Origin of the sequence: Rhodococcus sp. YH3-3 (genome assembly GCF_001653035.1) — a bacterium.
In the GTDB taxonomy this organism is placed as follows: Bacteria; Actinomycetota; Actinomycetes; order Mycobacteriales; family Mycobacteriaceae; genus Rhodococcus_F; species Rhodococcus_F qingshengii.
In genome coordinates, this window is record NZ_BCWH01000001.1 from 2,001,725 (window position 1) to 2,014,692 (window position 12,968).

General features: G+C 60.4%; 11 protein-coding genes. 4 read left to right on the plus strand and 7 right to left on the minus strand.

The window, feature by feature from the left end:
- Positions 1-58: 58 nt before the first annotated feature.
- From YH3_RS09370 to YH3_RS09385, 4 genes are all read right to left on the minus strand, one after another.
- Complete coding sequence (locus tag YH3_RS09370) at positions 59-772, minus strand: phosphatidylserine decarboxylase (RefSeq protein WP_003941540.1); 714 nt, start codon at positions 770-772, stop codon at positions 59-61.
- A gap of 72 nt (positions 773-844) precedes the next feature.
- Complete coding sequence (locus tag YH3_RS09375; RefSeq protein WP_042450437.1) at positions 845-1,864, minus strand: MerR family DNA-binding transcriptional regulator; 1,020 nt, start codon at positions 1,862-1,864, stop codon at positions 845-847.
- A complete protein-coding gene (locus YH3_RS09380; protein WP_003941524.1) occupies positions 1,854-2,306 on the minus strand; it encodes a hypothetical protein in 453 nt (150 codons plus the stop codon). The genes YH3_RS09375 and YH3_RS09380 overlap by 11 nt, the downstream gene beginning before the upstream one ends.
- A 34-nt stretch (positions 2,307-2,340) precedes the next feature.
- Positions 2,341-2,811 (minus strand): SRPBCC family protein, encoded by a 471-nt coding sequence (locus YH3_RS09385; RefSeq protein ID WP_003941500.1) that lies wholly within the window; start codon positions 2,809-2,811, stop codon positions 2,341-2,343.
- Positions 2,812-3,000: 189 nt separating this feature from the next.
- On the opposite strand from YH3_RS09385, the gene YH3_RS09390 reads away from it, so the two are divergent.
- Positions 3,001-4,392, plus strand: a complete 1,392-nt coding sequence (locus tag YH3_RS09390) for an amino acid permease (RefSeq protein WP_064443290.1) — start codon at positions 3,001-3,003, stop codon at positions 4,390-4,392.
- On the opposite strand, the gene YH3_RS09395 is transcribed toward YH3_RS09390, so the two are convergent.
- The gene (locus YH3_RS09395; RefSeq protein WP_042926583.1) at positions 4,364-5,617 is read right to left on the minus strand and encodes an FAD-binding oxidoreductase; all 1,254 of its coding nucleotides are present in this window, start codon (positions 5,615-5,617) and stop codon (positions 4,364-4,366) included. The two genes, YH3_RS09390 and YH3_RS09395, sit on opposite strands and share 29 nt — an antisense overlap.
- A gap of 990 nt (positions 5,618-6,607) precedes the next feature.
- Between YH3_RS09395 and YH3_RS09400 the strand changes: the two genes are divergently transcribed.
- Positions 6,608-7,111, plus strand: a complete 504-nt coding sequence (locus tag YH3_RS09400) for a hypothetical protein (RefSeq protein ID WP_042450431.1) — start codon at positions 6,608-6,610, stop codon at positions 7,109-7,111.
- 212 nt (positions 7,112-7,323) lie between these two features.
- On the opposite strand, the gene YH3_RS09405 is transcribed toward YH3_RS09400, so the two are convergent.
- The gene (locus tag YH3_RS09405) at positions 7,324-8,784 is read right to left on the minus strand and encodes a wax ester/triacylglycerol synthase domain-containing protein (protein WP_064443291.1); all 1,461 of its coding nucleotides are present in this window, start codon (positions 8,782-8,784) and stop codon (positions 7,324-7,326) included.
- 1,428 nt (positions 8,785-10,212) lie between these two features.
- Complete coding sequence (locus YH3_RS09410) at positions 10,213-11,361, minus strand: CdaR family transcriptional regulator (protein ID WP_064443504.1); 1,149 nt, start codon at positions 11,359-11,361, stop codon at positions 10,213-10,215.
- A gap of 82 nt (positions 11,362-11,443) precedes the next feature.
- Between YH3_RS09410 and YH3_RS09415 the strand changes: the two genes are divergently transcribed.
- Positions 11,444-12,229, plus strand: coding sequence for an HAD-IIA family hydrolase (locus YH3_RS09415; protein WP_064443292.1), 786 nt, complete (start codon positions 11,444-11,446; stop codon positions 12,227-12,229).
- A gap of 80 nt (positions 12,230-12,309) precedes the next feature.
- Complete coding sequence (locus YH3_RS09420) at positions 12,310-12,867, plus strand: DUF6764 family protein (protein WP_019744475.1); 558 nt, start codon at positions 12,310-12,312, stop codon at positions 12,865-12,867.
- The last annotated feature ends 101 nt before the right edge of the window (positions 12,868-12,968 follow it).

Sequence of the window (12,968 nt, forward strand, 5' to 3'; positions counted from 1 at the left end):
TTCGCGCCGGGTTGGGCTGCTCCCGGCTTCTTCACGGCTGACTTCATCTTCGGCGTCTTCACGGCAGTTGCGCGATAACGGTTTCAGCACCGATCGTGCGTTGTCCCGGCTCGACCAGGAGTGTGGTTCCGGCGGGGAAATAGGTGTCGACGCGTGAGCCGAAACGGATCAGTCCGTACGTGTCGCCGATCGGCAGGACGTCACCGACACCGGCGTAGCAGACGATGCGGCGTGCAAGCAGTCCCGCGATCTGGACAACCGCAACGTCGTGACCATCGGCGGTTTCGATCAGCATGCTGTTGCGCTCGTTGACCTCGCTGGCGTCGGCGAGATCTGCGGAGAGGAACTTGCCTGCCTGGTGAACGACCTCTTTGACCGTTCCACCGACAGGGCTGCGCTGGACATGCACGTCGAGAACCGACAGGAAGATGCTGACGCGCGGGCGCGGCTCGCTTCCGAGATTGAGCTCGGCGGGCGGAACGGCGTTGTCGACCAACGCCACCTCGCCGTCGGCGGGTGCGACGACGACGCCGATGCGGTTGGGCGGCACCCGGTGCGGGTGACGGAAGAACGTGGCGCATGCGGCGGCGGTGGTCAGACCGGCTCGGCGCACCCACTTACGGTTGCGGCCCAGAGCTGCAACTCCCAGCGGGGCCAGCACGAACGGCAGGCCGGCGGGATGAAGTGGCGGAATCGCATGGCGAACCAGATCGACGATATGTCCGATCCCGGTGGGTTGCGGGGTTCCGGGGGGTGTGGGTCGGCGTGCCACAGGCTCCTCTAACTACTCGGTAGGTCTTCTGCTGGTCGCACTGACAGTACGGGGTGGTAGAGCATCCATAGATTACGTGAACGCCTTCTCTCCTACAGGCTGTAGTGGCATCAAGTACGAGTAGTACCCGACACAGTCGCCGGTGCGTATCGCCAGCGGGAGCGTCGCACCGCTTACTCGGATCACCAGTTGCCGCCCCGGTTGGGCTGCGGCGGCGTCGCGCAGTCGCTGCCGGTCGACCAGTACTCGGAACTTCTCACGGGGATCCGTTCCGCCCGGATCCACCCGGGCACCACCGTCTTCGCCGACGCTGACGACGGCACTGTCCTCGGTGCCGTTGAGCAGGGCGGCAAGGTGGTCGCCGCTCAGTTCGACGGCGTTGTGGTGCTCGCGCAGGATTCGGTGATCGGGGAACTCTCCGTCCTCGATCAGGGGGCTGGACACCTCACCTCCCGGATACGACGCAGTCACCGTGCGCGCGGAGAAAGTCAGCGTCACGACGCCGGCGACGTCGCGCAACAATCGCGCGAAGGTGACGGGAACGACAGCGGACACCGTCAGAGCGGAGTGAACTGTCACCTCGGCGACCGCGAGCCGGAACTGATCAGTGGTGACAAACGCAGCGACGCCGTCGTGAATGTCGAGGTGGACGCCGCGAAGTATCGGGAACTCCGATTCCTCGTTCACGGCGAACAGCACGGCGTCGAGTGCGCGTCGTAGATCCCACGAGTCGATGTCCACGCCGCCGGAGATAGGTAGCGCGTCGATCAGGCGGTGGATTCGTCCCAGTTCGGCCCGGGCGTCGGCGAGACCGTCCTCGAGGTTGCGCAGATGGGCGTCGAGGCACGAATGGGGTTCCGGTCCGGTCAGGACGGCCATCATGTCGCGGATCGGAACACCGACGCGCCGCATACCGGCGATCACGCGTGCGTCGCGGAGTTGGTCGTCGGTGTACCAGCGGTAACCGGTGTGCGGATCGACGGAATGCGGGACGAGCACGCCTTCCTTGTCGTAGAACCGCAGCGCGCTGATCGGGAGCGCCGACGCCCTGGACATCTCGCCGATCGTCAAGAGGGCGGAACTAGTGGTCACGGATCAATTCTGCCCGCAGTCGCTCGATAGCGCCCCTGATCATCCGGCCGTAACCGTCGTCGGCGAGTGTGCCGACCGACGCCTCGGCCTTCGTCAGATGCTCGACGGCCTCGGTGTCGCGTCCGAGTTTGCGGTAGTCGGCAGCCAGGTTGAGGTGCAGCGATGGATAGAAACCGGCGACCTGCAGCGATGCGTGGTGTTCCTGGGCTCGCGCGTCGGTCAACGAATCGGCAGCGTCGAGGGCGCGCAGGTCCCAGCAGAGCTCCTGAGCCGGGTCGTCTTGAACGTCGGCCATGTAGTGCGCGAGGGAGACGATGTGGAGCGCATCGGGGGCGGCGCTGATCTCTTCCCACACCTTCTCGAACGCAGAGCGAGCCCCGGCTCGATCGCCGGAGCTCGCCAATTCTTGTGCCTGCGCTATCTGTGTCATCACGGGATCCATGGAACGGATCCTGATGCCTCGACCAGGTCGAGGGTCAAGCAGAGGTGCGTGCAGCCGCCTCGGCCTCGCTCTTCACACGCTTCAAGGTGGCATTCATGCCTTCAACGAGCTCGACCTCGAAGTCGGCGTTTCCGCCCAGGACGGTCTTGACGAGGAACTGCGAGACCTTCGACGTTCCGGTGGGAGCCTCGCGACGCTCGGTCACTTTGGTGCCGGTAGCGGTCGGCTCGAGTTCGTAGGACCAGATCGTGCGGTTCTCCGCGATGCGGAACGCCACCGACTTGTTGGGCTCGAAGCGAACGACCTTCGACGACGTCGGCCAGACCAGCAGGCCCTTGCGGTTGACGTTGATCGTCTTGGCGCCCTCACGCACGGTCCCGCCGATTACCTTCATCACCTTGCACTGGGGGCTCCATTCGCCCATGCGCTGCAGGTCGGCGACGATTGCCCACACGTCCTGCGGTGATGCGTCGATGTCGATGCTTGCTTCGAGGGTGTTGGACACAGTCTCTCCAGTCGAGTTGATGCTACGTAAAGTTACAAACACTTTTGTCGATCGTAAGCGATCCGTCAATGGACCATGTGTGTCAGGTCACTGTACGGCCGTCCAACAGGGTCGTGCGGGAACACGCGCGGTGGTAGCGGACAATGGTTCGCGCACGTATGACGATCCATCCGACTGGAGTACCGAGAAGTGAACAGCGACGCCGCGACGCAGGATGGCCTCAAGCGAGGGCTGACAGCGCGCCATATCCGCTTCATCGCCCTCGGATCAGCCATCGGAACCGGACTGTTCTACGGCAGCGCCGAGGCCATCAAACGAGCCGGCCCGTCGGTGCTCCTGGCCTACCTGATCGGCGGTATCGCGGTCTACCTGGTGTTGCGAGCGCTCGGCGAGATGGCGGTCCGTAACCCGGTTTCCGGTTCGTTCAGCGAGTACGCGAACAAGCACCTCGGACCACTCGCCGGTTTCATGACCGGGTGGACGTACACGTTCGAGATGGTGATCGTGTGCCTCGCCGACGTCACCGCCTTCGGCCTGTACATGCAGTTCTGGTTCCCGGACGTACCGAGATGGATCTGGGTTCTGGCTGTCGTCTTCTTCATCGGCGCGATAAACCTGTTGAGCGTCAAGGTGTTCGGCGAACTGGAATTCTGGTTCACGCTCGTGAAGATCACCGCCATCATCGCGATGATCGCCGGCGGCATCGCGATCATCGTGTTCGGATTCGGCGTTCACGACACCGATGCCGGAATCAGCCACCTCTGGTCGGACGGCGAGTTCTTCGCGACGGGCTTCGGCGGATTCGTCGCGTGTTTCGCGATCGTCATGTTCGCGTTCGGTGGCACCGAGATCATCGGTATCACCGCGGGCGAAGCCGAGGATCCGGCGCAGACCATCAGGAAAGCCGTCAACACGGTCCCGGTGCGCATCATTCTCTTCTACATCTGCACCCTCGCCGTCATCATGGCGATCATTCCGTGGCAGACCATCAACTCCGACAACAGCCCGTTCGTCCAGATCTTCGAGAACCTCGGATTGGGAACGGCCGCATCGATCCTCAACATCGTCGTCATCACCGCAGCCCTGTCAGCCATCAACAGCGACGTTTTCGGTGCGGGTCGCATGATGTTCGGAATGTCGCATGCCGGCCAGGCCCCGCAGGTGATGAAGAGAGTCTCCGCCAACGGTGTTCCGTGGATGACCGTTGTCATCATGACCGTTGCCCTGTTGGTGGGAGTAGTGCTCAACTACCTGATCCCGGACCAGGTGTTCCTCGTCATCGCCTCGCTGGCGACCTTCGCCACCATTTTCGTCTGGATCATGATCCTGCTCTCGCAGTTCCGTTCCCGCGCTCAGATGAGTGCAGACGAAACAGCGGCACTGAAGTTTCCAGTGCCGCTGTGGCCGTACGGTCAGATCTTCGCGATCGTGTTCCTGGCTTTTGTCATCGTGTTGCTCGGCGTCATCGCCGATACCCGAGTTGCGCTGCTCGTCGGCGCCGGATGGCTGGTTCTGCTGACGGGCGCGTACTACAAGTGGGTGAAACCGGCTGTCAGCGCAGCGGATCGAAGTGACTCATGACGGTCGGCGTCTGAGCACCGGTCATCGAGTCGGCCACCATCTTTCCCGTCAACGGACCCAGAGCGATTCCCCACATCCCGTGGCCACCGGCGACGTGCACGCGCGGCGAGCGCGTGGCTCCGATCAACGGCAAGCCGTCGGTAGTGCACGGTCGTGATCCCACCCATTCCTCTTCCCGCGCAGTCCAGTCGATGCCGCTGAGCATCGGCTTGGCCGCATCGATGATCGCCTGCACGCGGCGCGGATCCAGCGGCGCGTCAGGGCTGCGGAATTCCATCATTCCGGCCACTCGGAAGCGATCGTGCAACGGAGTGCATGCGACGCGCTGGGTGGGGAAATACACAGGGTTCTTGGGGAGGTGCTCGGGCTTGACGCTGAAGCTGTATCCGCGTCCGGCCTGCACCAGTTTGCGCACACCGAACGGTGCTGCGAGCTTGTTCAAGCGGGCACCGCTCGAGATGACTACGGAGTCACCGTCGCGTGAATCACCGTGTGCACTGCGAACAGTGACTCCGCCGACCCGATCGTCGATCTGCGTGACGTCGAAACCGCTGACGATTTCTCCACCGCGTTCACGAACCGCGTCCGCCAACGAGTTCACGAACAACGGGGGATCGATGAAACGCTGATTGCGCAGGCGCAAACCGGCTTTCACACCCTGGCCGAGTGAAGGCTCGAGCGAATGAATCGCGTCGTAGTCGAGGAGGTCGAAGTCGACCTCGCCGCCCGCGGCCTCGACGTGATGGAACTCGTCCACCAAAGTCTGTCGGTCCTTCTCGGATGCAAACGCGGCGAGGAAAGGATCGGCCAGGCGGGTCAGCTCTTTGACGCCACCGTCGGCGAGTTCGTCATACGCGCCCAAGGCTGTTCGGTTGACCTCGGTGTAGACCGACATCGCTTCCTGCCACTTCGACGGAGTGCAGTGGCGCGCGAACCCGACCAGGAACCGAATCAGCTTCAGGTCGGTGGTCAGTGGCACGTACACCGGTGACGACGGGCTGAGCATCGCGCGCAAGCCGTATTGGAGCACTGCGGGTTCGGGCAGCGGAAGCGTCAATGCGGGGGCCAGCCAACCGGCGTTGCCCCAGCTCGCGTCGGCCGCGACGCCGTCGCGATCGACGACGGTGACCTCGACTCCACGTTCCTGCAAGAACCAGGCCGTCGACAATCCGACAACACCCGCACCGACCACGACCACACGATCGGGGCTTTGACGAGTTCCCATGACGCACTCCTTCTACAGACTCTGCTCGAACCGAGACGCCGGTCACATCCGGCTCTTCTCTCAAGCATGAATCGCAGGGGTGGCAAAAGGACTGGCCGTTCGGCCACAGCTTCGGGGAATGCGTTGTGCGAGTGCACAGCCCTCGCTTGGGAAGCGAATCACAGTGAGTCGATTCGTGAATGCACTGGAACTTTTGAATTAATACTAAAGTATTAACCATCTCTGGAATGAGCTGCGTTGTTAATACTTTAGTATTAATGTTTCGCTGAATGTTAGTTCCTTGGTATTAGTCGCGTGCAAATCCTCGATGTAAGTGGGGTCGCCGTTTCAAGTTGTCGAGAGATTTCTTTCAAAAACTGTTACAAGTTCTAGTAATTGAGGTATGGTGACGGTCATCACATAAGCGGCAAATCGTGAATGGCTTTCAATCGTCGATCAGCTGTTCCAACTTACCGCTCGGTGTGAGCATCCAGTGGAATTGGTGCTACCAAACCAGCTGATTGGAGGTGGTTTCTCACGGTCGGACGTCATCTTTTTCGGAATCGAGACATGATTCCCGGGTGATGTCGTATCGCTAATCTCCGTTGTCAAGATTTCGGTCGTGCATCGGTAGTGAACAAATCCTATCGTGCTGCGCACGGCCTCAAAGACTTCCCCTTCGCAGCGAAACTTCCGGTGATGCGGAGGCTGTCAATGCAGTAGTTCAACTTTGCTCGAACTGCGTTTTGGCAGGAAGTGCTATCAACGCTATAAACCGATCCCGAAAGGGAATGAGGAGTAGAAGATATGCATGTTTCAACGGCAAAACGTACGGTGGCCGCTCTAGCAGTAGTAACTGCTTCGGCGGGCATGGTATTCGCAGCAGTTGCACCGGCGTCGGCAACTGCAGGTACGACGGTGACGAGCTATAACCAGGCGTGCCGCGCTGTAAGTGTTGGGCAGACCGTGGATCAGGTAGTTCCAACCTCGGTCACGGCTAACCACGTCACTGTGAATGCCACGCCCGGGGTAAATTCATACACCCTTCAGCCCGGTTCAGCGACGACACCCAGCAGTTCTGGCGTCTCGGGTGTCACATTCCTCGGCATTGATGACGTCAGGCTTGTCTACCGCTATGACCCAGCGACGTTCGTCGCAGGATCGGCCGCACTGGTGGCCGGTTCCGGTTCGGGCTACACAGGCACGGTCACTCTCACCGATACCGGATCGCAACTGATCGTGGACGGTGCGGATGTCGGCGTAGGCGTGACATACCAGCTTCCGAAGATTAGTTTCCAAACTCGGAACAGTGCGTTGGACGTGAAGTTCGACACTCAGGGCACCGCGGCCCAGATGTATAACTTCTCGGCGAATTACTTCCGTTTCACATCGAAGGCGTCAGTGCCTATCTTCGGGACAGTCAGTGCGCCGACCTCATGCATTCCCGCCAATGCGGTGGGTGCGACCGGTAGTTACCCGGCACTGAATTCGGGTGCGGGCGTTCTGCATCCATAGTCAATCCGGACCCCGGTGATTAGCAGCGCTGCCTGACACCCCACTCAGGCAGCGCTGTTTTGCGTAGTCTTGTGCGTGAGTGCCAGAAGTGTGTGCCGGGAGGCGCTTCCAGACCATGTGGATGCGAGTTACGTGCAGAATTACCCGCTCGACAAGAATCCCGACCTACCGCAGTGGTAGGCCGGGATCGTAATGTCTTGGTGAATAAGGGATCAGGATGCGATGACGGTCGAGTTGCTCTCGAGCTCACGCGTCTTTGCGGCTTCCTTCAGTTCCTCGAAACTCGCGCGAAGCAACTCCAGGTAGTGGCCTAGATCTGGCATCGTTGCGGCGTCTGCAATAACGTTGAGCGTTAGGTTGCCGCCACTCGCAGCTACCATGAAGTGCCGCAGCCCGTCACCGTCGACCGGTGCTTGATTAGCGAGTACGGCAGTGCCAGTTGCCCCGTTCAGGGTCAGTCCGTTGACCGAGAGCGGAATGTTACTCACCATCGTGTGCTGATACCGCGGCCCATCCGGGCTGTAGTCGTCATGGTGACGTGAATATGCCATCAACCGCGCTATCGGAGCGGGTAGGGTCTCCAACACTGTGCTCATCCGCCGGACCGCTGTGTGGGACGTACGGGCCTTCTCCGAGCGTGCAGACTCTGCGATGAGAGCGAGTCTCTTCAGCGGATCCGTGATCGTGGTGTGCATGTTCACGGACAGATTCACCAATTGGTTTGCGGACTCCCACTCCTCTTGCTTGCGCATGGACCGCGGAACCATCGCGAACAGAGAACCTCGAGGCGCTTCGCTCTTCTCGGTAAGGTATCGCGCCATCGCGCAACCGACCACAGCCAGAAGGACGTCGTTGACAGTCGCTCCGGGGACTGCGTTCTTCACATGCCGAACCTCGTTGCCTGCGAGGATGATCGGCTCCACCAATGCCGACCCGCTTACCTTGCAGTTGAAGCGGGTGCTAGTACTTTCGTAGATGCACTCGTCCCATTCTCCAGCACTCTTCGCCTCGACTACCGCACGGGCAGCAGCCCGATTGCCCGGAATGCTCTTGGCGAACTGGATAAGTTGGCCGGGGAAACTCAGCGCTGATCGCGTGAAGAGACGTCCCCGTAGGAACCGTATTGCAGGTGCTGATTTCCTCGGCCGTTGCGCATCCGAAAATATGGCTTCACCCAGCATTCGGATCGCGATTCCGTCGGCCGCGCTGTGATGAGACTTGAGCACAACCGCCGTCAGCCTGCCGGGTAGAGCGTCAAGCCCCTCGATCCCCGTGAAAAAGTGCAGTTCCCACGGTGGGCGGCTGAGATCCATTCTCGAGGTCAGCAGGGCGCTGAGCATTTCTTGAAATGGTGCCCAACCCGGCTCGGAAATCGCGTTGACCCGCACGTGGTCGCCCACATCCAGGTTGGGGTCTGGAACCCAGTACGGATGGCCGAGTCCCAGTGGCGTGTGCTGGATTCGGTGGGTGAACATGCGATTGTGTCCGAGCCTGGCGGTGACCCAATCGACGGCTTGCGCCTGCGTGAATTCTGCGGCTGGGTGCTGAGATGTTTCGAAGAAGTACACGCCGACCAGATGCTTCAGGTGGCCGGCGGACTCGTTGTAGACGAAGTCCGCGTCTCGCGGATTCACCTGTGTGACAGCCGCATCCAGCAGGTTGGGCAGTCTCATGTCGAACTCCTCACGTGGCGGGTGCCGGATCAAAGTGTCCGTGCCCCGGAACTCTCGTGGCCCGGAACTCTCGTGCCTGGAAAACTCTCGTGCTTGGAACGCGAAATGACCCCCGAGGCGAATTGGAGCCTCGGGGATCATCGAAGTTCAGAGTAGAGAAGTTGCACCAGAGAATTTACTTCTGCAGAATGGTACTTCCCAGGCCGGTCAACTCTATGGTCCCAGTAGCCCAGGCGATCAAACTGGTGATATATCTTTGCAGCATTGTAAATCACCTTTCCTTAGAGCGGCGTCGGCGTGTACGCGGACAGGGTGTTGAGATACTTCGCGAACGTACCTACTAGGTCGATTGAGCCAAATCCCACCAGATCCGACAGATAGCTCATTGAAAGATCGAACATTATTGTCTCCTCTCCCGACTACGGGGCAACGGTCGAGCCGAGGGCGGTCTGAATGCTTCCACCAATACCTGCAGAACCGCTAGCCATTAGGTTGATGGCTGCGGAGATAGACTTGAAGATGCCGTCGACTATTGCCTGCACATAAACGAACGGGGGAAGCAATGATTGCGAATCAATGCTCGTGACTGCGTCGATGATACTTGCTGTATCCACTATGCTAACGCTCCTTGCGGTAGATTTTTATCACGGTAGGAAATTCTGTTGAAGTCAGCCGAGTGGGGGTTGCCAGTCGAAGTCGACTGACGCCATGGAGCCTCTGTATACGAGCAATGAAATGATCTGCAAAATTATCGGTTCCTTGAGGTAAGGCACCATCGATCCTAGATCCATCGTTTACTCCTGTCGTTGGGTGATGTTCTGAAATGGATCAGGGTTGCGATGAGCCGGTCTCGATTAATCCGGCTAGCGAGCCGGTGGCGCCCTCGATGCCGGGCACTAGGGATCCGCTCCATACATTGTCCAGTAATCCGGTGAACAACGCAGCCGTTGCTTGAAGGAACATTGCGATCATATGAAGTTCCATCCTTTCGATAGATCTGGAAGACTTTTTGTACATCGGCGCATGCTTGTTGCATTCCACAAAGAGCAGGTTCGACTAGTGCACGGACCCTTGCGATCGTTCTGCTAAGAGATCCGTGTGGCGTTCGGGGTCTTATGTGGCGTGACGAGAATGAGGTTAGCTCGAGCAAGTCCACTTTGACTAGGAATTTGTAGAACCAAACTGAAACGTGTTTCATTTATGCTGGTCAGGCAACCAAAATGGCCTATTTGGGCCGTGAGAGGAAGATCTTGCGGAACGCTAACCAGATTGCAAGATTGATGATTGCCGAATTGCTGGGTTTTGGGAATCGTGGCCGGTAATTATGACTTTTGGCGGACTGGTCGTTAATACTTTTGGGTGATATTTTGTCGAATACCTCCCAAAGTGGAGCGGCACGGGAGATGCTCCGATACCTTCTTCGCCGGCTCAGGAACTTCGTAGTTTGAACTGAAGCATCAGGATCAGTCGAGTGTCCGCGTCGCTCAGGTCAACCCCGCACATCTCCTTGCAGCGGCGTAATCGATTGCGGAGAGTGTTGGGGTGAACATGCAATGCTGCGGAAGAACTCGCGACATCACCGCCCTTGTCGAGGAAGGTGTGGGCCGTTGCGACGAGTTCGCTTCCATGTCGACGGTCGTACCCTTCCAGGGCGTGCATAGGTGTGGCGGTGCTCAGTCCGTCGAAGATGTCGGCAACATGTAAGGCCAGTACCGACGCCAAGGTGTCGTTCATACCCGCGACAATCCCGCCGGACCGGTTGTGTCGCAGCGCGCCCAGAACATGGTCGGCGTCGGCGCGTGACAAATGGCATTCGCTGGCTGATTTCACGGTGCGGCCCACCGCAACGGCAAGTTGTGCTCGTGTGCGGGCGCGGCTGAGGAAGTCCTCCAACAGTCGGCGGGCGTTCGCTTCGTCAGCGGCGACAACAAGGTACGTCGAGTCGATCAACTGTGCGATCACGGCGTCGACGGCCAGAGTGTCCAGGTACAAGCTCAAGGAGGCGACCAACCCCGCCGGCAGTGGTCCCGCGACGGTTCCGACGGCGACGACGGTGAGCGGGCCTGCCAACCGCAAGTCGTCTGCGGCGCGGAATGCGGGTTCGCCACCGCCGATCAATGCTTGGACGCGCTGGGATTGGCGACGGCGTGTGCTGTCGACCCGGTCACGCTCCGAGGCGATTCTCCCGGCCACGACAGATACCGCGGAACGAAGTATCGATTCCTGTGTGGGCGTCGGTGATCCGGCCAGTGCGACCCAGATCGAGCCGACGGGGTGATCGTTCTCGCGAACTGCGATAACCAGTCGCGGCGTGATCGAGGGGTCTTCGAGGTCGACGTAGATGGGATCGCTCTCTCGGTGAAGCCGATCGAATACTCCTGCATCGGAGAGTAATTGGCGGAATCGGCTGGGTACCTGCCGACCGAGGATCGTGCCGATGCGAGCTTCGTCCACGGCCTGCTCGCCGCCGGAGTACGCGAGAACCGTCGAGTTCTCGTCCTCGATCGTGACGGGAGCGCCGAGCAATTCGGCCAGAGAACCGGCGACGGAGAAGAGGTCGTCGTCGCGCAGGTCCATGGGTGCGAGCCTACTGAGCGATCGACGGATTTCGGGTTTCGACGCCTCGGCAGGACCTCGATGGCGAATATAGGCTGGTGCAATGGCCGACATCGAAGGTGTTCTGTTCGATATCGACGGAGTCCTGCTCACGTCCTGGCAGCCGATCGAGGGAGCAGGGGAAGCAGTACGCGAAGTTCGGCGGCGCGGATTGGCCTGTGGGTTTCTGACCAACACCACCTCGCGCAGTTCGACACTCATCGCGCAGGGGTTGTGCGACGCCGGTATCGAGGTGGAGGCGAGCCAGATAGTTACTGCCGCCAGGCTCACGGGGGAGTACGTGCGGGCGACGTACCCGGACGCGAGGGCGTGGGTACTCAATCACGGTGACGTGTCCGCCGATCTCGAGGGAATCGAATTCGACGACGCCGATCCCGAGGTCGTGATTCTCGGCGGCGCCGGCCCGGAGTTCACCCACGAGGCGCTGAGCAGAGTGCTCGAACTACTGCTCGCCGGAGTGCCCGTCGTCGCGATGCACCGCGGGATGATGTGGGAGACGTCAGGTGGCCTTCGAATCGACACCGGAACGTACTTGCCCGGCTTCGAGGAAGTGGCGGGTGTAAATATCGCCGCGGTGGGTAAACCGTCTCTCACGGGGTTCCTTACAGCCACGGAGCTGATGCATGTCGAACCTGAGGCGACGGTGATGGTCGGCGACGATCTGATCGGGGACGTCCTCTCCTCACAGCGGGTCGGCCTGACCGGAGTTCTGGTGCGCACAGGCAAGTTTCGGCAAACAGTGCTCGACCTCTCGGTTCAGAAGCCCGACCACGTCATCGATTCGGTCGCGGATCTTCCGGCCCTTCTCGGGGTCGTCCTCGAGGCTTGACCAGGCGGGGGTGACGGACTTCACTCGAGCGGGTACTCTCGCGCCCGAATCCAATGAACTTGTTCCACGAAGGAGTTTCTATGCCCTTGATCTCGTCAGTCTGGTTCCGCCGCTCATCCTCTCGAGTCAGCGGAATTTCCAGTAGTCGGTTGGGGGGCCGCCTGGCGAGAACAGGGGCTGTGATGACTGTAGGTATGGGGCTCGCCGCCGGGCTGGCGCTGACCGGTGCGGGAGCTGCTTCGGCAGCCCCCGTCACGTGTGTCTCGCCGCCGTCGGCCAATGACATCCAGGTCTCCGAGACCGCGAGCTGCGGCGCGCAGTCCGTCGGAGCCGGCCGTTCGCAGGCCGGTGCCGCCGAGAGCGGTACCGCTGTGAGCGTCGCCGCCGACAACGGCTACTCAAATTCATATGCCAACGGCTTCGGAACCGCGCTGGGGGCTTCTCGCGGTAACGGTCAGGCGCAGGCATTTGCACTCGGCGGCGGTATCGCGCGGGCCGGGGCGGCTGACGGAAATGTCACCTTCGCCATCGCTGGTTACGGAGCGGGCGCTACAGCCGATGCCAATGGCGTCGACTGCGTCGGAGTGCTCTCGTTTGCGGTCAATTTGAGTAACGGACAGTTCTGCATCGCGGGCTGAGGCTCAACCTTGCACTCGGCACGCTCGAGTGCTAAAAATGCAGTTGGCACTCGCGAACCGTGAGTGCCAGGTCGAGGCAGTGAGACCGGGAACCATAGACA

Excerpts from the sequence above, each read along its gene's own strand:
- YH3_RS09415 (WP_064443292.1), top strand. The coding sequence starts at position 11,444 with ATGGCCGACATCGAAGGTGTTCTGTTCGATATCGACGGAGTCCTGCTC.
- YH3_RS09405 (WP_064443291.1), bottom strand. The coding sequence starts at position 8,784 with ATGAGACTGCCCAACCTGCTGGATGCGGCTGTCACACAGGTGAATCCG.
- YH3_RS09380 (WP_003941524.1), bottom strand. The coding sequence starts at position 2,306 with ATGGATCCCGTGATGACACAGATAGCGCAGGCACAAGAATTGGCGAGC.
- YH3_RS09420 (WP_019744475.1), top strand. The coding sequence starts at position 12,310 with ATGCCCTTGATCTCGTCAGTCTGGTTCCGCCGCTCATCCTCTCGAGTC.
- YH3_RS09410 (WP_064443504.1), bottom strand. The coding sequence starts at position 11,361 with ATGGACCTGCGCGACGACGACCTCTTCTCCGTCGCCGGTTCTCTGGCC.
- YH3_RS09395 (WP_042926583.1), bottom strand. The coding sequence starts at position 5,617 with ATGGGAACTCGTCAAAGCCCCGATCGTGTGGTCGTGGTCGGTGCGGGT.